Source organism: Pantoea sp. sgz302252, from assembly GCF_042610525.1.
Classification (GTDB): Bacteria; Pseudomonadota; Gammaproteobacteria; order Enterobacterales; family Enterobacteriaceae; genus Erwinia.
In genome coordinates this window covers 55,944-77,972 of sequence record NZ_JBHDVM010000016.1, presented here as the reverse complement: position 1 = coordinate 77,972, position 22,029 = coordinate 55,944, and the positions used below count along the sequence as shown (strand labels likewise).

At 55.2% G+C, this 22,029-nt stretch carries 24 protein-coding genes; 14 read left to right on the top strand and 10 right to left on the bottom strand.

Annotated elements, in window-relative coordinates:
* Nucleotides 1-90: 90 nt before the first annotated feature.
* The 3 genes from ACETPC_RS21630 to udp form a co-directional block, all read right to left on the bottom strand.
* Nucleotides 91-585 carry a hypothetical protein gene (locus ACETPC_RS21630; RefSeq protein ID WP_380184527.1) on the bottom strand — a complete coding sequence of 165 codons (495 nt, stop codon included), beginning with the start codon at nucleotides 583-585 and terminating at the stop codon, nucleotides 91-93.
* Nucleotides 551-754, bottom strand: coding sequence for a hypothetical protein (locus ACETPC_RS21625; RefSeq protein WP_380184526.1), 204 nt, complete (start codon nucleotides 752-754; stop codon nucleotides 551-553). The genes ACETPC_RS21630 and ACETPC_RS21625 overlap by 35 nt, the downstream gene beginning before the upstream one ends.
* A 167-nt stretch (nucleotides 755-921) precedes the next feature.
* Entirely contained in the window at nucleotides 922-1,683 is a 762-nt protein-coding gene (gene udp, locus ACETPC_RS21620) for a uridine phosphorylase (RefSeq protein WP_380184525.1), read from the bottom strand.
* A 258-nt stretch (nucleotides 1,684-1,941) separates the two neighbouring features.
* Between udp and ACETPC_RS21615 the strand changes: the two genes are divergently transcribed.
* From ACETPC_RS21615 to ACETPC_RS21585, 7 genes are all read left to right on the top strand, one after another.
* Nucleotides 1,942-2,769: a dienelactone hydrolase family protein gene (locus ACETPC_RS21615; RefSeq protein WP_380184524.1), complete on the top strand. Its 828-nt coding sequence runs from the start codon at nucleotides 1,942-1,944 to the stop codon at nucleotides 2,767-2,769.
* A gap of 359 nt (nucleotides 2,770-3,128) precedes the next feature.
* Nucleotides 3,129-3,773: a DUF2589 domain-containing protein gene (locus ACETPC_RS21610; protein WP_380184523.1), complete on the top strand. Its 645-nt coding sequence runs from the start codon at nucleotides 3,129-3,131 to the stop codon at nucleotides 3,771-3,773.
* A 70-nt stretch (nucleotides 3,774-3,843) separates the two neighbouring features.
* Entirely contained in the window at nucleotides 3,844-4,545 is a 702-nt protein-coding gene (locus ACETPC_RS21605) for a DUF2589 domain-containing protein (protein ID WP_380184522.1), read from the top strand.
* On the top strand, nucleotides 4,535-4,984 hold the full coding sequence (locus ACETPC_RS21600) for a lysozyme (protein WP_380184521.1): 450 nt from the start codon (nucleotides 4,535-4,537) through the stop codon (nucleotides 4,982-4,984). The genes ACETPC_RS21605 and ACETPC_RS21600 overlap by 11 nt, the downstream gene beginning before the upstream one ends.
* 47 nt (nucleotides 4,985-5,031) lie before the next feature.
* Nucleotides 5,032-5,526 (top strand): ribonuclease, encoded by a 495-nt coding sequence (locus tag ACETPC_RS21595; protein WP_380184520.1) that lies wholly within the window; start codon nucleotides 5,032-5,034, stop codon nucleotides 5,524-5,526.
* Nucleotides 5,527-5,579: 53 nt separating this feature from the next.
* Complete coding sequence (locus ACETPC_RS21590; RefSeq protein ID WP_380184519.1) at nucleotides 5,580-6,035, top strand: hypothetical protein; 456 nt, start codon at nucleotides 5,580-5,582, stop codon at nucleotides 6,033-6,035.
* Nucleotides 6,032-6,457: a hypothetical protein gene (locus ACETPC_RS21585; protein WP_380184518.1), complete on the top strand. Its 426-nt coding sequence runs from the start codon at nucleotides 6,032-6,034 to the stop codon at nucleotides 6,455-6,457. Before ACETPC_RS21590 ends, ACETPC_RS21585 begins: the two co-directional genes overlap by 4 nt.
* A gap of 64 nt (nucleotides 6,458-6,521) precedes the next feature.
* Here ACETPC_RS21585 and ACETPC_RS21580 read toward each other — a convergent pair whose 3' ends face one another.
* Together ACETPC_RS21580 and metE are read right to left on the bottom strand one after the other, a co-directional pair.
* On the bottom strand, nucleotides 6,522-7,127 hold the full coding sequence (locus tag ACETPC_RS21580) for a LuxR C-terminal-related transcriptional regulator (protein ID WP_380184517.1): 606 nt from the start codon (nucleotides 7,125-7,127) through the stop codon (nucleotides 6,522-6,524).
* 192 nt (nucleotides 7,128-7,319) lie between these two features.
* Nucleotides 7,320-9,590 carry a 5-methyltetrahydropteroyltriglutamate--homocysteine S-methyltransferase gene (gene metE / locus ACETPC_RS21575; RefSeq protein WP_380184516.1) on the bottom strand — a complete coding sequence of 757 codons (2,271 nt, stop codon included), beginning with the start codon at nucleotides 9,588-9,590 and terminating at the stop codon, nucleotides 7,320-7,322.
* A 135-nt stretch (nucleotides 9,591-9,725) separates the two neighbouring features.
* On the opposite strand from metE, the gene metR reads away from it, so the two are divergent.
* Nucleotides 9,726-10,667: an HTH-type transcriptional regulator MetR gene (gene metR / locus ACETPC_RS21570; protein ID WP_380184515.1), complete on the top strand. Its 942-nt coding sequence runs from the start codon at nucleotides 9,726-9,728 to the stop codon at nucleotides 10,665-10,667.
* Between the two features lie 95 nt (nucleotides 10,668-10,762).
* The gene (locus ACETPC_RS21565; RefSeq protein WP_380184514.1) at nucleotides 10,763-11,239 is read left to right on the top strand and encodes a DUF1456 family protein; all 477 of its coding nucleotides are present in this window, start codon (nucleotides 10,763-10,765) and stop codon (nucleotides 11,237-11,239) included.
* A 78-nt stretch (nucleotides 11,240-11,317) separates the two neighbouring features.
* On the opposite strand, the gene ACETPC_RS21560 is transcribed toward ACETPC_RS21565, so the two are convergent.
* Nucleotides 11,318-12,169, bottom strand: coding sequence for a carboxylate/amino acid/amine transporter (locus ACETPC_RS21560; protein WP_380184513.1), 852 nt, complete (start codon nucleotides 12,167-12,169; stop codon nucleotides 11,318-11,320).
* A gap of 297 nt (nucleotides 12,170-12,466) precedes the next feature.
* Between ACETPC_RS21560 and glpT the strand changes: the two genes are divergently transcribed.
* Both glpT and glpQ read left to right on the top strand, forming a co-directional pair.
* Nucleotides 12,467-13,810 (top strand): glycerol-3-phosphate transporter, encoded by a 1,344-nt coding sequence (gene glpT, locus ACETPC_RS21555; protein WP_380184512.1) that lies wholly within the window; start codon nucleotides 12,467-12,469, stop codon nucleotides 13,808-13,810.
* Nucleotides 13,811-13,854: 44 nt separating this feature from the next.
* Nucleotides 13,855-14,853, top strand: a complete 999-nt coding sequence (gene glpQ, locus ACETPC_RS21550; protein WP_380184544.1) for a glycerophosphodiester phosphodiesterase — start codon at nucleotides 13,855-13,857, stop codon at nucleotides 14,851-14,853.
* A 257-nt stretch (nucleotides 14,854-15,110) separates the two neighbouring features.
* Here glpQ and yigL read toward each other — a convergent pair whose 3' ends face one another.
* Together yigL and pldB are read right to left on the bottom strand one after the other, a co-directional pair.
* Nucleotides 15,111-15,911: a sugar/pyridoxal phosphate phosphatase YigL gene (yigL, locus tag ACETPC_RS21545; RefSeq protein ID WP_380184511.1), complete on the bottom strand. Its 801-nt coding sequence runs from the start codon at nucleotides 15,909-15,911 to the stop codon at nucleotides 15,111-15,113.
* A 48-nt stretch (nucleotides 15,912-15,959) separates the two neighbouring features.
* The gene (gene pldB / locus ACETPC_RS21540) at nucleotides 15,960-16,940 is read right to left on the bottom strand and encodes a lysophospholipase L2 (RefSeq protein WP_380184510.1); all 981 of its coding nucleotides are present in this window, start codon (nucleotides 16,938-16,940) and stop codon (nucleotides 15,960-15,962) included.
* 102 nt (nucleotides 16,941-17,042) lie between these two features.
* Here pldB and rhtB point away from each other — a divergent pair, with 102 nt between their 5' ends.
* Nucleotides 17,043-17,666: a homoserine/homoserine lactone efflux protein gene (rhtB, locus tag ACETPC_RS21535; protein WP_380184509.1), complete on the top strand. Its 624-nt coding sequence runs from the start codon at nucleotides 17,043-17,045 to the stop codon at nucleotides 17,664-17,666.
* A gap of 10 nt (nucleotides 17,667-17,676) precedes the next feature.
* On the opposite strand, the gene recQ is transcribed toward rhtB, so the two are convergent.
* Complete coding sequence (gene recQ, locus ACETPC_RS21530; protein ID WP_380184508.1) at nucleotides 17,677-19,503, bottom strand: ATP-dependent DNA helicase RecQ; 1,827 nt, start codon at nucleotides 19,501-19,503, stop codon at nucleotides 17,677-17,679.
* A 50-nt stretch (nucleotides 19,504-19,553) separates the two neighbouring features.
* A complete protein-coding gene (gene pldA, locus ACETPC_RS21525; RefSeq protein WP_380184507.1) occupies nucleotides 19,554-20,432 on the bottom strand; it encodes a phospholipase A in 879 nt (292 codons plus the stop codon).
* A gap of 159 nt (nucleotides 20,433-20,591) precedes the next feature.
* On the opposite strand from pldA, the gene ACETPC_RS21520 reads away from it, so the two are divergent.
* Together ACETPC_RS21520 and rarD are read left to right on the top strand one after the other, a co-directional pair.
* A complete protein-coding gene (locus ACETPC_RS21520) occupies nucleotides 20,592-21,065 on the top strand; it encodes a thioesterase family protein (RefSeq protein ID WP_380184506.1) in 474 nt (157 codons plus the stop codon).
* A gap of 28 nt (nucleotides 21,066-21,093) precedes the next feature.
* Nucleotides 21,094-21,993, top strand: a complete 900-nt coding sequence (gene rarD / locus ACETPC_RS21515) for an EamA family transporter RarD (protein ID WP_380184505.1) — start codon at nucleotides 21,094-21,096, stop codon at nucleotides 21,991-21,993.
* Nucleotides 21,994-22,029: the final 36 nt, after the last annotated feature.

Sequence of the window (22,029 nt, the reverse complement as noted above, 5' to 3'; positions counted from 1 at the left end):
GAAGAGATAAAAGTAATTGCAGGGTTATAGATAATAAACCCATTCTGGCTGGAATTACGCGAACGCTTTATTAAAAAACTTACTCGCGTTTTATTTTAAGTTTTTTATAAACATCATTTTGAATTTTTTGCGGGCATAATTAATACGCCGGGCAACGGCTTCACGTAACGCATTCAAATGGTTAACCATTCTTTTCGCTTTACCTTTACGACCAAAATATTGGTCATGTTTTATAATAGATTCCAGAACCAGCCATGGAAAAGGATCGTCCGCTACGTTTTCGAAAGTCAGTAAAAGCAAAGGGTCATCTGCACCGGGCGTGATGCGGGAATGGTAAAATTCTGTATAACACTCATATATTCGGCCGCTTGCGTCTTTCCTGGAAGACTTAATCATACCGTGGGCAGGCTTATCGCCATTTTCATAAATATCGACGAAGCCATCTGCACGCCATTTAGCAACCAATTCGAAGATATCTGTGGATAAAGCATCTATTTTATCAGCGTTAAAGCCATAGGCGCGGCAGGAATCTTCAAACTTTAGCCTGAAGTCAACCCAGGATATGCTTTTTCTCTGAATGGCCATGTAATCCCTTTACCTGCCTGCTTTCGCCAATATCCTTATTTCTGAAGGTTCGCATAAAGCTGGCGCGGATCTCTTCAGGTGTGGTGCCAGTTACCCTGGCTAACCCCGCTTCGCGTCCTTCATTAATATGAGAAGCAATGGCTTGCTCTTTTTTTGAACATTTTTTCATGGAAAACCTCCAAAAGCCTGGTTTATTAGTATAAATTACGAACAACCAGAAGGGTACAAAAATTTTCCCGGCCTCTATAGAACCGAATTTGCGCTCAGGCCGGGTTAATCTGAATCCAGGCCGACTTCAGGGAAACCCTGTTTCCCTGAGGCGGATAGCAGTGATACCTAAATTAAACGGCGCGCTGCGTCGACCACGATACGTACCGCATCGCTTTCGGTTTTTTTCATGGTTTCCGCATCCGGGATTTCCTGCTGGGTGCGGTTGACGATGACGCCCGCCACCATGCCCGCGCGTAATCCCTGGCTGGCGCACATGGTCAGCAGCGTGGCCGATTCCATTTCATAGTTCAGCACGCCCATTTGCTGCCACTCTTGCATAGAATTCTGGAAGCGGCTTACTACGCGGCCGGAAAAAGTGTCATAACGCTCCTGCCCCGGATAGAAAGTGTCGGAAGAAGCAGTGACGCCGATGTGCAGATTCGCGCCAGCCTCTTTTGCCGCTTCCACCAGCGCGGTGGTACAGGCGAAATCGGCGACGGCCGGAAACTCCAGCGGTGCAAAATGCAGGCTGGCGCCGTCAAGACGAACCGAGCCGGTGGTGACCAGCACATCACCTACGTTAATTCCAGGCTGGATAGCGCCTGTAGTGCCGACGCGCAGGAAAGTGCGGACGCCAAGCTGCGCCAGTTCTTCAACCGCGATAGAAGTAGAAGGCCCGCCAATACCGGTTGAGCAGACAATTACCGCTTTGCCGTCGATTTCTGCACGCCAGGTAGTGAATTCACGGTGCGAGGCCAGATGAACCGCATTGTCCATCAGTGCAGCAATCTTTTTAACGCGCTCGGGATCGCCCGGCACAATAGCAAGGGTTGCGCCCTGTAGATCGGCTTTAGTTAAACCCAGGTGAAAAACATCGGACTGCGCCATGACAAACTCCTGTGACGGAAAAAAGCGTTGAAACGTCTAAGGTAACGCAGATTGAGGCAAAATTGTGTGAGCAACTTCGCCTGAATTTATGAAAGTTACATTTTCGTTCGGTAAATATGAGAGAAACATCACATCTTGGGCGTTAATGCCGGCAGCAACGGCTGCCCTTGTTAAAAATCCTGAGATGGTCGTTATCCGTTTGCAACTTAATCCTGGCTATAGTTAGCTGATTGCGCTACTGCATGCATGGAGAGGACAATGAAAACCGAAGATAATCCGACTCAACCATTGAGCAATAAGGGGTTCGCTCCTGCGGTTTCACCTGCCGCATCGACCACCATCGTTACCGACAGCGCCGATATCGTTTCCGGCGAAACGTCGGTGCCCACTCAGGGCGAAAATATGCCCGCTTTTCACGCCAGACCACGCGACGCCAGCGGCCCGCTGCCGGTGATTCTGGTAGTGCAGGAAATTTTCGGCGTTCACGAGCATATCCGTGATATTTGCCGCCGCCTGGCGACGGAAGGCTATCTGGCTGTGGCGCCAGAGCTCTACTTCCGCCAGGGCGATCCCGCTGAGTACGATGATATCCCTACCCTGTTTAAAGAGTTAGTGAGCAAGGTTCCGGATACTCAGGTACTGGCGGATCTGGATCACGTGGCTAACTGGGCCTCGCGGCACGGCGGCGATATGCGCAATATGGGCATTACTGGTTTTTGCTGGGGCGGCCGCATTACCTGGCTTTACGCGGCGCATAATCCTCAGCTGAAAGCGGGCGTTGCCTGGTATGGCAAACTCACAGGCGATAAAACGTTGCAGCAGCAGAAGCACCCGGTAGATGTCGCAATCGATCTTAACGCGCCGGTGCTTGGGCTTTACGGCGCGCAGGATGATGGCATTCCTTTGGAAAGCGTGGAGACGATGCGCCAGGCGCTACGGGCAGCAAATTCGCATTCGGAGATTGTAGTTTATCCCGACGCCGGGCACGCTTTTAACGCCGACTATCGTCCCAGCTATCATGAAGAATCCGCCAAAGACGGCTGGCAGCGCATGCTTGCCTGGTTCCGGCAAAACGGCGTTAAATAACGCCTGAGGTTGATGAAAAAGTATTCCGATGCGGGCTCAGGAGGGCCAGTGTCTTCCGCAAAGACGCAAAAAACGTCGTCCCTGGCAGCTCAGTACGGGCCGTCCATGGCCCGTAATGCTTTGCTCCAGCCACAGGCCCCCCATCGCTTCAGGTTCAGCAGTTTGCGGCGTTAAATAACGCCTTCTTCCAGGCCCGCCCTTCCCGGCGGGCTTTTTTATCGCCATTTCCTCCTTCCATCATCGGCCATTCGCCTGCCGCTTTCCGCCACGCAACGGATATTTTCTGTTAGCGCTGTGCCTTACTGTTTCTCCTGCGAGCTCGTCCCTCATGTCGCACTCAATCAACAGGAGTACAGGCTATGGATTCACAGTTTATTGGTTCGGTTATCAACGCCCTGCCGCTGGAGCATATGATCGGCGGCCCTTTACAGGCGATGATCAAGGCTCAGGTGCAGGCCAGCAAGGCCTATGCCGATTTTTTGCTCTCGGTTTGCATTAAAGACGGCAAGGCTGAATCCGTGCAGTTTGACTACGACGAAACCGTCGTCGATCAGGCTGGCGTGATCCAGGGCGTGGTGAAAAAAACCATGCGCATTCCGCTGCTGGCCGCCATCACCCATCCCATTATCTGCATTGAAGAAGGCACCATCGATTTTGAACTGGAAGTGACCCAAAGCGAAGCCAGCTCCAGCTCCGACGATGCGGAAGGCACTTTTGAAGCCACCGTCGGCTGGGGGCCGGTAAAAGTCAAAGTCGCCGGTCGCGTATCGCATAAGGCGGAGCAAACCCGCAAATCCGATACCCGCGCCAAATACAGTATTCATACGCAGATTAAACGCCAGCAGCCGCCAGAAGCTTTGATGCGGGTTATCGATTTTCTGACCGACGCCGCCACCAAACCGGCAGTGTTGCCAGCGGAAGCGAAAAAGCTGGATGACAACACGTTGGACGGCTATGCGCCAACGGTATCCGGCGGCGACCAGCCGACGACCAGGGCTGCCTAACAGCGCAAAGCACAGGATCGCCTCTATCTGAAGGCCGCCAGCGCGGGGCCTTCTTAACCGGGAGAAGATTATGTCTTTCAGAAACTGGCTACGCGGCAGTAAAACGCCTAATCGCGTGCCGCCAGCGACCGCGCCTGACGGGCAGAATGCCGATCTGCCGCCGCTTAACGGGCAGGAAACGGATCTGCCGCCATTTCCGCCGCCTGATGGTCAGGATGCCGATTTACCGCCGCCTCCACCACCCAACGGGCAGGATGCCGATCTGCCGCCGCCGTCGGGAGGCGTGATGCCCGTTTCGCTGGAGGAGATCACTCGCGGTATGCAGCAGGCCGCCAGCGCTGCCAACCAGCTGATTTCGCATCAGTATATGCAGGCGCTGGATCCCTATTTCGAGCACCTGGACGATGGCTCGCTATCGCCACGCACGCTGCTGATGCAGCTGGATGATAAGCATCATTTCGAGCTGCCGCTGGTGGCATTAGCCACGCCGCGCGGCCTGATGCTGGAAAAGATGAATGTCCATCTGACTATCCGCACCGAGGCCGTCGATCTGCTACCAGCCGAAGGCGGTCAGGAGAACGTCAGCCGCTTTCAGGTCAGCCTTTCGCCGCCCAGCAAGGCCAAAGAGGGCCGCGACAGCCGCCATGTGGATATAGAAATGCAGTTTACGGTGCTGGAGCCGCCGGAAAGCGTTATGCGGCTGATTGAAGAGTATACCAACCGGATTGTCCCTAAACCCAACGCAGCAGAGGTAACCGAGAATGAGCAATGAAAAGCGAGTCACGGGCGCTAAGGGTATCGCGCTAATCAAAGTGTTCGAAGGCTTAAGCCTGAGCAAATATCAGGATGTGGTGGGGAAATGGACTATTGGCTACGGGCATCTCATTCTGCCGGAAGAGTCGTTTGCGCAACCCCTTAACGAAGCGCAGGCAGAAGCTCTGCTGCGACGGGATCTCAGCGTCAGCGAGAACGCCGTAAATAGATATGTGTTGGTCGCGCTTAGTCAGGATCAGTTTGATGCTCTGGTCTCTTTTACCTTCAACCTGGGCAGCGGCAATCTTAAAAGCTCCACGTTGCTGAAGCTGCTGAATGAACGGCGCTATCAGGAAGCAGCCGATCAGTTTCTGCGCTGGGATAAAGCGGGCGGCAAGCAGGTTGCCGGATTAACCCGCCGCCGGACAGCCGAGCGCGCGCTGTTTTTAGGCCAGTAGCCGTTTTATTAACGCCAACACTTCTTTTTTTCTACAGGATAAACCTTATGCAAACACGTCGATTTTTTCTGTCCAGCCTCCTGGCGGCTGTTTCGCTGCTGAATGCGGTTAGTCTGCCAGCGCAGGCAGCCGGGAAAACAAGCTGCGTCGATGCCGTTCACGAAGCTAACCAGGCGCTGGAAGAGCAGAACGGTAAGCCGATTCGTAATGAAGCCGCGCTGGTAACTTTGTTGCGCGCGCTTAATAAAGATGAGGTTTTACCCGCAAATTATGTCACCAGCGAGTACGCCATACGCCAGGGCTGGAGCGGCAAGGCTACGGATTCGCTCTGGAAAGTTTGGGTACTGAACCAAAAGAGTATAGGCGGCGATGTAGTGCAGAGCGCGGGCCTGGCGGGCGGCAGCACCTGGTATAGCGCCGATCTGGAAAGCGTTCGCGGCTTGCGCAGCGCGAAAAGGGTTATCTATTCGCCGCAGTCAACAACACGTTATTTAACCAGTAACGAAAACAGCTCAAGGGTGGAAATCGCGCCCTGTTTTTAGGTCATCATCCGGCGCCGTCTGCCGGACGGCGCCGTTGTTTACGGGAGCACATCATGAACCCTGCCATGCTTGAACCTGGTCAGAGCTTTTTTATTAATCAACTGCTGGCCGCTTTCGCCGGATTATTTGGCGGCCTGAGCATCTCGTTTTTCTGGCAGCCCAGAAAGCTGCACCAGCATGGCAGGCTTTCTGCCGGCATTATTATCGGCAGTATCAGCGTGGCGGCGACCTTTGCGCTCGGCGGCCTGGTATCGCGCTGGCTGGGCATGAATTTTAACCAGGCAGACAACGCGATGGGACTTGGCTACGGCCTGGGCATAGTGAGCGTCGGCGTAATCGCCTGGCTGGCAAATTTTTTTAACCGGCGGGAGGATAGCGATATCCTGGAGGTGGCCGGTGAACTGAAGCGGGTAGCGCGCGGCTTGCGCAAGAAAAACGAATTGGCAGATAAAAGAAGCCCGCGCGGCAAACCAGTCCGGCAACCGGTTAATACCAGGAGCGCAAAATGAACTATATGGCCTGGCTGGAATATTTTTTCTTAACCATCGTTGATGCGCTGGCCGCGACAATGATTTTTTTCTGTGCCCTTAATAAGCGGATGCTACTGCTGCCGGTTTGGTATCGTATCGGTTTAATCTGTACCGCGCTGGGTTTTGCCACTCAGGCAGTGATCAACGCGCCTTATTTGCCATTCGGCAAAATATTGCTCATTGATGAGCTGCCGGTGCGTATTTTGAAAGATGCCGGGATTGGCATGGTCGCCACCCACTATTTCTGGCAAATATTGCGGGATCGCAGAAAACCAGGCACGCCTCTGGCACAGAAAACCCCGGCCAGTCGTAAGCCCGCTACGAAAAAGGCCGTGGTTAACAAGGCAGCTACATCAACAGCAGGCAAAAACAAGAGAAGAAAATCAACGCATACTGATTAGTATGACCCAGCTCGATTCTTTGTTTTTTATAATTTAATGATTCCCTGGTGCGGAATAAGATTATTTAATCTTCCAGCGACATCATCATGGCGGCTTGGGTTCTGTTTTTTACATTCAGGCGGCGATAGATGGATTCGAGGTGAGATTTTACCGTACCGGCACTAATATTAAGATGTCGGCTTATTTGCTTATTCGATTCGCCAGCCGCGATCAGCTTTAATACTTCGCGCTGGCGTTCGCTTAGTTTCATTATTAATTCCTGCTCGCTGTTTATTTCCCAAACGTGTTCGCCGTCAGGGATGCAAACCATGCCACAGCAGGCGGTCCGAATGACCTGCGAGAAGATTTCCAGCGAGGAGGCTTTGGAGATCACGGCAACAGCATGATGCTCAAGGAAGCGGCGCAAAGCATCTTTGCCTACTTTCAACAGGGTAACGATAATACGCATATCCGGATAATTTCGCACAATGTCGTCCAGCAGCGCGAACTGTTCACTGCTGCCTGTTCCACCATCCATGATTATTATTGAAACGGGATGAGCAGCAAGCTCCGACAATATATCTTCCCGGCAGCTAATTCCCTTTACATCCATATCGGGCATTATCTCCTTAAGCCCGGAAATCATGCCCTGAACAAAAAACGACAGCGGATCAACAATAAGTACCTTCATTGTATCTACTCCCCTATTAATGGATGCGTAACTGGCCAAACCGAAGAGAACTTTCTTCGATTACGAGTATTAACCCAATAATTAGTAAATGGGAGAAGTCATTCAGCCTATGACAACAGACTTATAGCTTTGCTGTTTTAAATGTGACAAATAAAAAAGGGGCGCCGCAGCGCCCCAAAAACTGGACAGAATTCAGCCAGCCGCTTTGCGCAGATTGCGGGCGGCTTCGACCATGTTTGCCAGCGCCTGGCGGGTTTCCGTCCAGCCGCGCGTTTTCAGGCCGCAGTCCGGATTAACCCACAGACGCTCGACCGGGATCCGCTTCGCTGCCTTTAGCAGTAGCGCCTCTATCCATTCCACGCTCGGTACGTTCGGCGAGTGGATATCGTAAACGCCCGGGCCGATTTCGTTGGGATAGTCGAACTCTTCAAAGGATTCCAACAGCTCCATATCGGAACGCGAGGTTTCGATGGTGATAACGTCTGCATCCAGCGCGGCGATGGAATCCATGATGTCATTGAACTCGCAGTAGCACATATGGGTGTGGATTTGGGTATCGTTCTGCGCCACAGCAGCATTGAGGCGGAAAGCCTCTACGGCCCATGTCAGATAAGCTGCCCAGTCAGATCGGCGCAGTGGCAGACCTTCGCGCAGCGCCGGTTCGTCGATCTGAATAATGCCGATGCCCGCTTTTTCCAAATCTTCCACTTCGTCGCGCAGCGCCAGCGCAATCTGTTTGGCAATAGTTTCGCGGGAAACGTCTTCGCGCGGGAAAGACCAGCAGAGGATAGTGACCGGGCCGGTTAGCATCCCTTTAACTGGCTTATCAGTCAGCGATTGTGCGTATTTCGCCCACTCAACGGTGATTGCCTGCGGGCGGCTAACATCGCCGATAATCACCGGCGGCTTCACGCAGCGGGAGCCATAGCTTTGTACCCAGCCGTTTTGGGTAAAGGCGAAGCCGTCCAGGTTTTCGCCAAAGTATTCGACCATGTCATTGCGTTCAGCTTCGCCGTGTACCAGCACGTCCAGCCCCAGACGCTCCTGCTCGACAATCGCCTGTTTGATATGTTCGGCAATGCCGGTACGGTAGCGTGTGCTGTCCAGGCGTCCCTGTTTGAAGTCCAGGCGCAAGCTGCGGATTTCAGTGGTCTGTGGAAAGGAGCCAATAGTGGTAGTTGGCCACGCGGGCAGCTGGAAGCGCTTGCGCTGCGCTGCGGCACGCACCGCATAGCTGCTATGACGTTCGCTGTCTTTTGCTGTAATTGCCGCCAGCCGCTTGCCGACAGCCTCATTATGTACACGGGCAGAATGGCGACGGGCGCGAATTGGCGCGCTCCAGGCTTCCAGCGACTGCGGATCGTTGTTGTTCAACGCTTTGCTCAGCAAAGCCAGCTCCTGGCATTTCTGTAACGCAAAGGCGAACCAGCTTTTTATCTCATCATCCAGACGGGTTTCAGTGCTCAGATCGATGGGGCTATGCAGCAGCGAGCAGGAAGTTCCAATCCACAGCTGCTGGCGTTTACCCAACAGCGGCTGCAAACGCTCAAACCAGCTGCTGAGGTCGGCACGCCAGACGTTGCGGCCATTGATAACGCCAACAGAGAGTAGCCAGTCGGACGGCACTTTAGCGTTCAGCGTGGCGATATCGTCTTTGCCCTGCACCAGATCGACATGCAATCCCTGCACCGGCAGCTTAACGATAGTATCAAGGTTGCTGCCAACGCCTTCAAAGTAGGTGGTCAGCAGTAATTTGGTCTTGCCCTGTAGCGCCTCGTAAGCTGGTTTGAAAGCGTTCAGCCAGGCCTGCGGCAGCTCCAGCACCAGTGCAGGCTCATCGATCTGCACCCACTCAATATCGCGCTTCGCCAGCTCGCCCAGCACCTGCTGGTAAACTGGCAGAATGTCATTCAGCAAACTCAGGCGGTCAAACTGCTCGCCTTTGACCTTGCCCAGCCACAGATAAGTTACCGGGCCAAGCAGTACCGGCTTCACTTTATGGCCCAGCGCCAGCGCCTCGTCCACCTCATCCAGAATCTGCCTCCAGCTCAGGCTGAACTGCTGGCCTTTGGTGAATTCCGGCACCATATAGTGATAGTTAGTGTTAAACCATTTGGTCATCTCGGCCGCTGCCGCAGGCTCGCCGGTCGGCGCGCGGCCACGGCCAAGACGGAATAAAGTATCCAGATCTATAGAGCCATCTTTGTTTTGATGGCGAGCGGGCACGTTACCCAGCAGCAGGCTGGTGGTCAGCACATGATCGTACCAGGCGAAATCGCCAACCGGCACATAGTCGACGCCCGCCTGTTTTTGCTGTTCCCAATGGCGCGCGCGCAGCTCACGGCCTACCGCCAGCAGCTCTTCCTGAGTGCTGTTGCCTGCCCAGTAGCTTTCCTGAGCTTTTTTCAGTTCACGGCGCAGGCCAACACGGGGAAAGCCGAGCGTATGGTTCAGAATGGTCATTGATTCCTTCCTCAGTTAACGCCCGTTGCGCGGGCAATCGGGCTTTTAGACGTCCAGATGTTTACACATCTATAATCCGCAGGTACTGTAGTGACCACAAGCGCAAATTGTTCATTGTCGATGTGAAGGACTCTCATGATCGAACTTAAACACCTGCGGACGCTGCAAGCGCTGCGCAACAGCGGTTCGCTGGCCGCCGCCGCCGCCCAGCTTCACCAGACGCAGTCGGCCCTCTCCCATCAGTTCAGCGATCTGGAGCAGCGCCTGGGCTTCCGCCTGTTCGTGCGCAAAAGCCAGCCGCTGCGCTTTACGCCGCAGGGTGAGATCCTGCTACAGCTTGCCGAGCAGGTGCTGCCACAGATCCAGCACGCTTTGCAGGCGTGCCATGAGCCGCATCAGACCACGCTGCGCATCGCCATTGAGTGCCACAGCTGCATTCAGTGGCTGACGCCAGCGCTGAACAATTTCCGCAAGAGCTGGCCGCAGGTAGTGATGGATTTCAAATCGGGCGTAACTTTCGATCCGCAGCCCGCGCTACAGCAGGGCGAGCTGGACGTGGTGCTGACTTCCGATATCCTGCCGCGCAGCGGGCTGTTCTATTCGCCGATGTTTGATTTCGAAGTCAGGCTGGTGCTGGCACCCGATCATCCGCTGGCGCAAGTCGAGCATATTTCGCCGGAGGATTTAGCCAGCGAGGTGCTGATGATTTATCCGGTGCAGCGCCAGCGCCTGGATATCTGGCGGCATTTCTTACAGCCTGCGGGCGTAAGTCCGGCGCTGAAAAGCGTCGATAATACGCTGCTGCTGATCCAGATGGTTTCAGCAGGCATGGGGATTGCCGCCCTGCCGCACTGGGTGGTTGAGAGCTTTGAGCATCAGGGTCTGGTGGTGACCAAAACGCTGGGCGAAGGATTGTGGAGCCGGTTATACGCCGCCGTGCGCGATGGTGAACAACGCCAGCCGGTGGTAGAAGCTTTTATTCATTCCGCCCGCCAGCATGCCTGCGAGCATCTGCCATTGGTCAGGGATGCCTCCGTGCCCGGCACGCCGCTGCCTGTTTCCCTCAACCCTTCCTGATCGGCCTGCCGTCAGCTTTTTGCTGACGGTATTCCTTTATCCAAAGCTATTTGTCTCTATAATGCGGCCAACGATCCTGAACCGATGAGATTTTTATGACTAATAACGACGTTTTGCGCAGCGTGCGCTATATGCTGAAGCTGAACGATGCCCAGATGGTCGGCATCCTGGCGCTGGCGGAAAGCGAAGTCAGCGAAGCGGAGATGCAGAGCTTCCTGAAAAAAGAGGATGAAGCAGGCTATCGCGCCTGTCCCGACGTGCTGATGGGCTATTTCCTGAACGGCCTGATTTTCCAGCGCCGCGGTAAAAGCGAAGAGGCACCGGAGCCTTCTATCGAGCGCAAAATGACCAATAATATTATTCTTAAAAAATTGCGTATCGCTTTTGATTTAAAGACCACGGATATTATTGATGTGCTCAAGCTGGCCGATTTTGCCGTAGGCCAGTCTGAAATTGGCGCGATTTTCCGCAAGCCGGGCCACAAAAACTACCGCGAGTGCGGCGATCAGATTTTAAGGAACTTCCTGAAAGGGTTGACCATGAAGCTGCGCCCAACGCCAAATAAAGCCTGATAAAACTTCGGCATGGCGCCGGGAATGCTGCTTAAACGGCGCGCGGATTGGCATTTTGTCCGTGCGCCAGCTCCTCAGCTACCTGTTTATAATCCAGCGTTTATGTACCCAAAGCGAGGCGAATATTACCGCCGCGCCAACGATAAAACTCGCCCAGTGCGGCTGCTGCTGCCATATCGCCAGATTAACCAGCAAACCGGCAGGTACGTGCATATTGTTCATGATGCCCAGCGTACCGGCATCAACCTGCGTCGCGCCGTAGTTCCACATGAAATAGCCCAGCCCGGAAGCCGCCACGCCCAGCCACACTAAAATAGTCCACTGCAACGTAGTGGTTGGCAGCTTTTGTGGATTGCCCCACAGGCACCAGGCGATAACCGCAACAAGCGCCGCGCCCATGTAAAACCAGGAGAAAGCGGCATGCTGCGGCATTGGCCGGGTTTCCTGTAGCCGCTTATATCCCACCATGCCGACCGCGAAGCAGAGGTTGGCCAGTTGTACCAGCAGCAGGCCGAACCAGAAATGGTCGCTGACCTTGTCATAGCGAATAATAGCCGCGCCGATGACGGCCAATAGTGCGCTCAACGCATAGCCGGGACGCACGCCGCGGCCGCTCATTAAGTCGTAAATCAACGTGATATAGAGCGGCGTCATTACCGTAAACAGCAGCAGCTCGGAAACGCTGAGATAGAGATAGGCTTCAAAGCTGAACAGGTACATCACGCCAAGCTGCAGCGCGCCCACAGCCATATAGAGCAGCAGCGTCGAGAGCCGGTAGCCGCGCCAGCGCAGAAAAGGCAGAAAAACCACGGCGGCCAGCAGCAGGCGGATCAGCACTGAAAACACGCTGTCGACCTGGCCCGCCAGATATTCGCCAATCAGGCTGAATGAAAAGGCCCATAAAATAGTGGTGATTATCAGTAAGGTCACGATAAAGACTCTGTTGCGAAAAGAGGGCGTAGTGTAGCGAAAATGCCTTATTAACGGGGAAATATATGGTTTACATCCGATTAAAAAACAAACTTTACTGGTTCCTCTCATATTTTTCGAAGCGGTAAAAAGTTTTAAGCCGGGAGACACCTCGCATAATTCAGTCTTTTGTCATAAAAGTGACATCTTTTGCGCCCTTGTTCACAGTGAGCCTGCCGCTTTTCTTTTAGTCTCTGCCTGGTGTTTTTTTATCCTGCATCCGTTCAGAAAAAAAATAATTCGCCATGGGAGGCTGTTATGTTATCTGTTTTTAAACCTGCGGCGCATCGGCCGCGCGTAGAAGCCAGCGCCGTCGATCCCCTTTACCGTCGGCTGCGCTGGCAAATTTTCTTCGGCATTTTCTTTGGCTATGCGGCTTATTATCTGGTGCGGAAAAACTTCGCGCTGGCTATGCCCTCGCTGGTTGAGCAAGGCTTTTCGCGCGGCGATTTGGGCTTCGCCCTTTCCGGTATTTCCATCGCTTACGGCTTTTCCAAATTTATTATGGGCTCGGTTTCCGATCGCTCTAATCCACGCGTTTTCCTGCCTGCCGGTTTGATTCTGGCGGCGGCGGTGATGCTGTTTATGGGTTTTGTGCCCTGGGCGACCTCCAGCATTATGGTGATGTTCGTGCTGCTGTTTCTCTGCGGCTGGTTTCAGGGCATGGGCTGGCCGCCCTGCGGACGTACTATGGTGCACTGGTGGTCGCAGAAAGAGCGCGGCGGCATTGTTTCCGTCTGGAACTGCGCGCATAACGTCGGCGGCGGCATTCCGCCGCTGCTGTTTCTGCTGGGCATGTACTGGTTTAACGACTGGAAAGCCTCTTTTTATATGCCCGCCTTCGCCGCTATCCTCGTGGCTCTGTTCGCCTTTGCATTGATGCGAGATACGCCGCAGTCCTGCGGATTGCCGCCGATTGAAGAGTATAAAAACGATTATCCGCCCGATTACGATCAAAGCCAGGAAGAAGAGCTAACGGCCAAACAAATCTTTATGCAGTACGTGCTGCCCAACAAGCTGCTCTGGTATATCGCGCTGGCCAACGTTTTCGTCTATCTGCTGCGCTACGGCATTCTTGACTGGTCGCCGACCTATTTAAAAGAGGTCAAGCATTTCACGCTGGATAAATCCTCCTGGGCCTACTTTCTTTATGAGTACGCCGGTATTCCCGGCACGCTGCTGTGCGGCTGGATGTCCGATAAAGTCTTCAGGGGCAACCGCGGCGCTACCGGCGTCTTTTTTATGGTGCTGGTGACGCTGGCAACGGTGGTTTACTGGCTGAATCCTCCCGGTAATCCCGGCGTAGATATCACCTGTATGATCGTCATTGGCTTTCTGATTTATGGGCCGGTGATGTTAATCGGGCTGCACGCTCTGGAGCTGGCACCGAAGAAAGCAGCAGGCACGGCGGCTGGCTTTACCGGGTTGTTCGGCTATCTTGGCGGTTCGGTGGCCGCCAGCGCCATCGTCGGCTATACGGTGGACTATTTCGGCTGGGATGGCGGCTTTATCGTGATGATTGGCGGCGGCGTGCTGGCGGTTCTGCTGCTCATTGCCACCATGCTAAGCGAGCACAAACACAAGAAAGGAGCAACGCAATGAAAAAGCTGATAGCTACGCTGCTGCTGGGCGCTTCACTTAGCGTTATGGCGGCTACGGAGCCTAAGGTAGTGATTGCCCATCGCGGCGCCAGCGGCTATCTGCCGGAGCATACCCTGCCCGCTAAAGCAATGGCCTACGCCCAGGGATCCGACTTTCTTGAGCAGGATCTGGTGATGACGAAGGACGATCAGCTGGTGGTGCTGCACGATCATTATCTGGATCGCGTAACGGATGTAGCGGAGCGCTATCCCGATCGCGCCAGGAAAGATGGCCGCTATTACGCTATCGACTTTACGCTGGCGGAGATCAAGGCACTGAAGTTTACCGAGGGCTTTACGCTAAAGGACGGCAAAAAGACGCAGACTTATCCGCAGCGCTTTCCGATGGGCAAGTCCGATTTCCATATTCATACCTTTGCCGAAGAGATTGAGTTTATTCAGGGGATGAATCATTCAACGGGCAAAAATATCGGCATCTATACCGAGATCAAAGCGCCCTGGTTCCATCGCCAGGAGGGCAAAGATATCTCCGCGAAAGTGCTGGATGTGCTTAAGCAGTACGGCTATAGCGCGAAAAGCGACAAGGTTTATCTCCAGTGTTTTGACTATAACGAGTTAAAACGCATCAAAACGGAGCTTGAACCGCAGCGCGGTATGGCGGTGAAACTGGTGCAGCTGATCACCGAAACCGAGTCAAAAGAGACGCAGGAGCAGCAAAACGGCAAATGGGTAAACTACAGCTATGACTGGATGCTGAAGCCCGGCGCGATGAAAACCCTGGCGCGCTATGTTGACGGCATCGGCCCTGATTACCACATGCTGGTTGCCAGCGGCTCGGGCAAAGGCAATGTCCGTTTTACCCCGATGGTAAAAGAGGCGCACGAGAACGGGCTGGTTGTGCACCCCTATACGGTGCGCGCCGACCAGCTACCGGCCTGGGCGGATAACGTCGACCAGGTTTACGATGCGCTCTACAACCAGGCGGGCGTGGACGGCCTGTTTACCGATTTTCCGGACAAGGCCGTACATTTTCTACAACGCTAATCTTTGCCGCCTCCTTACGGAGGCGGTCAGACTGCTGACAAACCTAAACCGTTCATCAGGACTATCTCTTTTTACAGCAACACCGCAGCTTCATAGCGGCAGAGGCCGAGCGGATAGGCGGGCGCATGGACGCGCCAACCGAGCCCACGGGGACGGCGTGTCCGTGTTCCGATCGGCCTCTGCTGCTCTGCCACTGGTTTAAACGCGACCTGGGGTTTGTCATCAATCTCTCCGCCTCCTTACGGAGGCGGTTTTTCTCAAACGTTATACAGCTTGCGCAGGTAGTTCGGCACGGCGTTATCCTCATTGCTGCCGATCACTTCCAGCTCCGGCAGCAGATCCTTCAGGCGCTGGTGCGAGTTGCTCATAATGCAGCCCTTGCCCGCCATGTTCAGCATCTCTTTATCGTTCATGCCGTCGCCAAACGAGATGCAGTCCGCCAGCGTATGGCCCAGCAGCCGTGAAACCGCATCCAGCGCGTGCCCTTTAGAGACACCGCCCGCCATCACTTCCAGACAGGTCGGCAGCGAGAAGCTGACGTTAACGCGATCGCCCCAGCGCGCGATCAGCGCCTCTTCCAGCGGGATCAGCAGTTCTGGCTTAGCGCAGGTAAAGAAGACTTTGCTGATGCCATCGGTCGGCAGCGCATCCGGCTCGTAGGTCTGATAGTTGAAGTTGGACTCGCGGAAAAAGTCCATTTCTTCCGGGCGATGACGGTTCAGAAACCACTCTTCGTCGCGGTAGACATTGGTATAGATATGCTCGTGGCTGTGGTGCAGCCCAAACAGCTCAAGCGCGATATCTTCTTCCAGGTTATGGCTGAAAATCAGCTCGCCAGCGGTGTTGTGCACGCGTGCGCCGTTAGAAGTGATCATATAGGCGTCAATGCCCAGGCTGTCACGCATCTGGCCTACGTCGATATGATGGCGGCCGGTAGCGAAAACAAAATGCACGCCCTTTTGCGTCAGCAGCTGCAGCGTTTCACGGGCGAAAGCGGATAAACGGTGATCCGGCGACAACAGCGTGCCGTCAAGATCGGATGCAACGATTGGGTACATAAAACCTCTGTTAATGGTGAGATGCGGTTGCCATATCTGAGCAGTAAATCAGGGATGCCGGGCGAAAAACGCCGTAATGGCCTCCAGCGCCTCGGCGCGCATGCTGTCTTTTTCAAACAAGATCTCGTGACGCGCGCCGGCGATAGTCAGCGGGCCTTCGCAAGGATTGCCCGCCGCCTTCATAGTCTGGCAAAAGAGATCCTGCGCACGGTTGTCCACCACTTTGTCTGCGCCAGCCTGCAGCAGCAGCAGCGGCGTGACGATCTCTTTTGCCTGAGTCAAAATGTTTTTTCCGGCCAGAATGCCTTCTCTGACCCAGTGATAAGTCGGGCCGCCAACCCGCAGCCCCGGCTCGTCGGCGTAAAAACGCAGATTGCGCCGGTAGCGCTCGCGGCTGTGGGTCAGCTGATTTATGCCGAACGGGTTAGGCCGCCACTGACCTGTGCCTATGGCGTAACCATCGCGCACTGCCGGACGCTTCTCCGCCCAGTTGAGGATGCAGTGCGTCATCCACAGCGGCATCGGCAGAAAAATGCCGAACATCGGCGAAACCAGCGCCACGGCGTCAAAGGCCTGCGGCTGTCTGGTCAGCATCAGCGTCAGGATGGCGCCGCCCATAGAATGAGCCAGCGCGTAACGATGTTGATAATGGCGGCTGAGGATCTCTTGCAGATAGAGCGTTTCCAGATCGTCTACATAGTGATCGAACAACTCCACATGCCCGCGATGTGGATCCTTCAGCAACCTGCCGGATCGTCCTTGCCCACGATGATCGACAATTACCACATCGTAGCCGCAGTGAAACAGATCGTAGGCCAGCTCCGGATACTTTACATAGCTTTCGCTACGTCCAGGGCAGACCAGTATAACTTTGCTGTGTTGCGGAGAAATGAAGCGAACATAGCGGATCGGGACGTTTTCGACGCCCACGAATTCGCGCTCTTCCCGCCGCCGCCAGAAGTCCAGCAGCGGGCCGGTAGCGAAAGCGGCAAACGCTTTTTCACGCCTTTGCCAGGCAGGCTTTTTCATCACCCTAACCCCGCTGTTTTTCTGTCACGCACGCCCCCATAGCCTGCACCGCCGCAATGGCGTATTGTGTCATACTTCTGCGCTATCAGGGAGCCTTACCCTATGACCATCCAATGGTGGCTGGCCTATCTTTTAACAACCAGTATCTTAAGTCTTTCGCCGGGTTCCGGCGCAATCAATACCATGAGCACCGGCATCAGCCACGGCTATCGCGGCGCGGCGGCGTCGATTTGCGGCCTGCAGGTTGGGCTGGCGACGCATATTTTACTGGTTGGTATCGGGCTGGGCGCGCTGTTTTCCCAGTCCATACTGGCTTTTGAAGCGCTGAAATGGGCTGGCGCAGCTTATCTGGTCTGGCTGGGCATTCAGCAGTGGCGCTCGGCGGGCGCGATCGATTTACAGGCGGTGACTAAAGCGATGCCGCGCCGCAGGCTGTTTAAACGTGCGGTGCTGGTTAACCTTACCAACCCGAAAAGCATCGTTTTTCTGGCGGCGCTCTTTCCGCAGTTTATTATTCCGCACCAGCCGCAGGCGATGCAGTATGTGGTGTTGGGCGTCACTACCGTGGTAGTCGATATCATCGTGATGATCGGCTACGCCACGCTGGCGCAGCGTATTGCGGCCTGGATTAAAGGACCAAAGCAGATGAAGCTGCTGAACCGCCTGTTCGGCGGCATGTTTATCGCTGTCGGCGCGCTGCTGGCTTCCGCCAGGAAAATTGCCTGACGGCGCGCTCTTACTCTTCGCCGTCTACGTGCTCGCGGATCATTACCATAAACGGCTTACCGAAGCGCTCCAGCTTGCGCTGGCCGACGCCGTTGACGCTCAGCATTTCTGACGCGGTCAGCGGCATCTGCTCGGCCATTTCTATCAGCGTGGCGTCGTTAAACACCACGTACGGCGGGATGTTCTCTTCATCGGCAATCGCCTTGCGTAGCTTACGCAGCTTGGCGAACAGCTTGCGGTCGTAGTTGCCGCCGAACGATTTTTGACTGCTGCTGCGCGGTTTGACGCTGACCATACGCGGCACCGCCAGCAGCAGCGGCGTTTCTCCGCGCAGCACGGAGCGCGCGGCTTCCGTTAGCTGCAGAGCAGAATGCATAGCGATGTTTTGCGTGGCGAACCCCAGGTGAATGAGCTGGCGGATCACGCTTATCCAGTGCTCATGAGTCTGGTCGCGGCCGATACCATAGACCGGCAGCTTGTCATGCTGCATATCGCGGATACGCTGGTTGTTGGCGCCGCGCAGCACCTCCACCACGTAGCCCATACCGAAACGCTGGCCGACGCGATAGATGCAGGAGAGCGCTTTCTGCGCCTCTACCGTGCCATCGTAGCGGCGTGGCGGATCCAGGCAGATATCACAGTTGTCGCACGGCTGCTGGCGTCCTTCACCAAAGTAGTTCAGCAGCACCAGCCGGCGGCAGGTTTGCGCCTCCGCAAAGGCGCCCATCGCGTTGAGCTTGTGGCGCTCGATATCCTGTAGAGGCCCCGGCGCTTTTTCTTCCAGACATTTACGCAGCCAGGCCATATCTGCCGGATCGTAAAGCATCAGCGCTTCGGCTGGCAGGCCGTCTCGCCCGGCGCGGCCCGTTTCCTGATAGTAGGATTCGATGTTGCGCGGGATATCAAAGTGCACCACAAAGCGTACGTTAGGCTTGTTGATACCCATGCCAAAAGCGACCGTGGCGACGACGATTTGCAGATCGTCGCGCTGGAAGGCTTCCTGCACGTGAGCGCGATGCGCGTTATCCATACCGGCATGGTAAGCGCCGACGCTCAGGCCGCGACTTTGCAGGCGCGCGGCGGTGTCTTCTACCTTCGCCCGGCTGTTGCAGTAAATGATGCCGCATTTGCCGCGCTGATCCTGTACGTAGCGGATTAGCTGATCTGTAGGCTTGAATTTCTCAACCAGCGTGTAGCGAATATTAGGACGATCGAAGCTGCTGACCTGGATCAGCGGATCCTGTAGCTGGAGCAGCCGCGCGATATCGTTACGCGTGGTTTCGTCGGCGGTAGCGGTCAGCGCCATTACCGGCACTTCCGGCAGCCTTTGCCGCAGCTGGCCCAGCGCGCCGTATTCCGGCCGGAAATCGTGGCCCCATTGCGAGATGCAGTGCGCCTCATCCACCGCCAGCATCGCCGGATTCCAGTGCGCCAGGTTGTCCAGGAAGTTGTCCATCATCAGGCGCTCTGGCGCGATGTAGAGCAGCTTGATACGCCCCGTGCGGCAGCCTGCGAAAACTTCCTGCTGCTGCTCCCGCGTTTGCGTGGAGTTCAGGCAGGCGGCGGCTACGCCGTTAGCCAGCAGCTGATCGACCTGGTCTTTCATCAGCGAGATCAGCGGCGACACCACCAGCGTCAGCCCTTCGCGCACCAGCGCCGGGATCTGATAGCAAAGCGATTTGCCGCCGCCGGTCGGCATCACCACCAGACAGTCGCGCCCCTGCAGCGAAGCCTGGATAATGGTTTGCTGGCCGGGACGAAACTGCTGGTAGCCGAAGGTTTCCTGCAAAACCTGTTGCGCCAGCGTTTCCTGGTTGATCACTGCAGCCGTAGACACGTGTACTCCAACTTGATGGCGGACGGCGCGCGACGGCCGTCCGGAAAGCGTTAAAACAGGTCGTTCAGTATGACGCCGACGCCGACCCTGGTCTGACGATGGTTATAGTCAATCAGCGATTCACCATAGCCGCTAAAGACTTGCGTGTAGAAACGGACATGTTCCGTAAGGGGATAGCTCCATCCCGCCTGGGCGCCGCCGTAGCCGCTGTTCCAGTTATAGTTGCCCTGCAGGCTGAAGATGCTTTCGCCCAGCTGGTAGCCGACCGTCAGGCGATAATACCCCATATATTTAGTGATATCAGGGTTGTCGTCATTATTTTCATTTTCTGGAAGACGGTACCAGGGTTTGGCCTCTACCAGCCAGTTACCGTTCTGCGCCATCAGCCGCGCGTAAACACGGTTCCAGCTGCGTGAAGTTGGCTCTGAGCGGCCGTTCGACTGGTGGTTCAGACCCAGCTCAACGTCGCGCAGCGTCCAGCCGGCAAAGCTGTAGTCGGTAGCCCAGCCCAGGAAAACCTGCGGCTGATAGTCGGTTTCACGAAACGGCGACGAGCCGCCGCGGTTGGAAAGCTGCCACCAGGATGACTGAGTATAAGAGGCCGCGAGCACCGAGTTGTCGCCTAAAATGCCCCGCCAGAGCGGGAAGGCCAGGCTTAGCTGGAATTTTACCTCGTCGTGCTTCGCCTTATCCGCCCAGTTGTAGCTTTGAATCGCCTCTTTGTTGATATTGCTGGTATCCGTGTAGAGCAGATAGTTGCTTTCGTAAGGAAAGAGCACAAAAGGGTTGTCATGCTTCTCCAGCAGATTGGCGATAATACTGCCGCGCACGGCGGGCTGGTCATGCACCTCTGTGACCTGAGCTTCCTGCGCCAGAGCCAGGCAGGGGAAAAGGAGCGCTGCAGCCAGCGGGCCTTTCAGCATCGACATAAAATTCTCCAGAACAGATAAGGGTATGGGTAAAAAGCACGCCATTCTACACAGAATTACTGGCCGGGATTAGTGCTGTTTTTGTAAAGTAAACGCCTCGCTACCGGCGGGTTAAAATAGTCAGTCTGATAAGCGGCTTACGTCGTAAAGGAATTTTTTATGCCTTCACCTGCACTGCTCGATCGGGCCGCGGCCCGCCGCCTGATCGGCGAAATCTTTGTTTATGATATGCCCTTTAACCGCACGCTCGGCCTCACGCTGGATCGGCTGGAGCCGGATTATGCGGAACTTAGCTTCGCTAATCAGACCCAGCTGGTTGGCAATATTGCGCAAAAAATTCTGCACGGCGGCGTGATCGCGGCGGTGCTGGACGTAGCGGCTGGTCTGGTCTGCGTCAGCAGCGCGCTTACCAGGCAAGAGGCCATTACCGAAGAGGAACTGCGGCAGCGCCTGTCGCGGATGGGCACTATCGATCTGCGCGTGGACTATCTGCGTCCTGGCCGCGGCGAACGCTTTATCGCCACCAGCAGCCTGCTGCGCGGCGGTAATAAGGTCGCGGTGGCGCGCGTTGAGTTGCATAATGACGCCGGTCTTTATATCGCCAGCACCACGGCAACCTATCTTGTAGGTTAAATTTCCACCGTTGACGGAGTGATGTTACATGGATGCGCAGCAATCTCGCCAGGGCATTTTCTATGCGCTGGGCGCTTACTTTATCTGGGGCATCGCGCCCGCCTATTTCAAACTGATTAAGCAGGTCGCGCCCGGCGAAATCATGACGCACCGCGTCATCTGGTCGTTCTTTTTTATGCTGCTGCTCCTGAGCGTCAGCCGTAACTGGGGCAAGGTAAAGGCGGTTTTCCAGACGCCAAAAAAGGTGCTGCTGCTGGCGGTTTCCGCCACTCTGGTGTGCAGTAACTGGCTGATTTTTATCTGGGCGGTGAATAACGATCATATTCTGGAAGCCAGCCTGGGCTATTTTATTAATCCGCTGCTGAATGTGCTGGTCGGCATGCTGTTTCTGGGCGAACGCTTTCGCCGTTTGCAGTGGCTGGCGGTGGCGCTGGCCGCCTGCGGCGTGCTGGTACAGCTGTGGAAATTTGGCTCTGTGCCGCTGATCGCGCTTGGCCTGGCTGGCACTTTTTCCCTGTACGGCCTGATGCGCAAAAAGATTGGCGTGGATGCGCAGACCGGCATGCTGATTGAAACCAGCTGGCTGCTGCCGGTTGCCGCCATCTATCTGTTCGGCATCGCGGAAAGCCCGACCAGCCATCTGACGCAGAATCCGCTTTCGCTGAACCTGCTGCTGATTGCCGCCGGGATTATCACCACCATTCCACTAATGCTGTTTACCGCCGCCTGTTCGCGTTTGCGCCTGTCAACGGTGGGTTTTTTCCAGTATCTCGGCCCGACGCTGATGTTCCTGCTGGCCATCACCTTTTACGGCGAACAAATGACGCCGGATAAAGCGGTGACCTTTAGCTTTATCTGGGCGGCGCTGGCGATCTTTGTTTTTGATGCGTTGATGACTTTAAAAAGGCGGCGGCCCGCTGAAGTCTGAGCGCGATTTTATTTCACCGGATAATCTGCGTCCGGT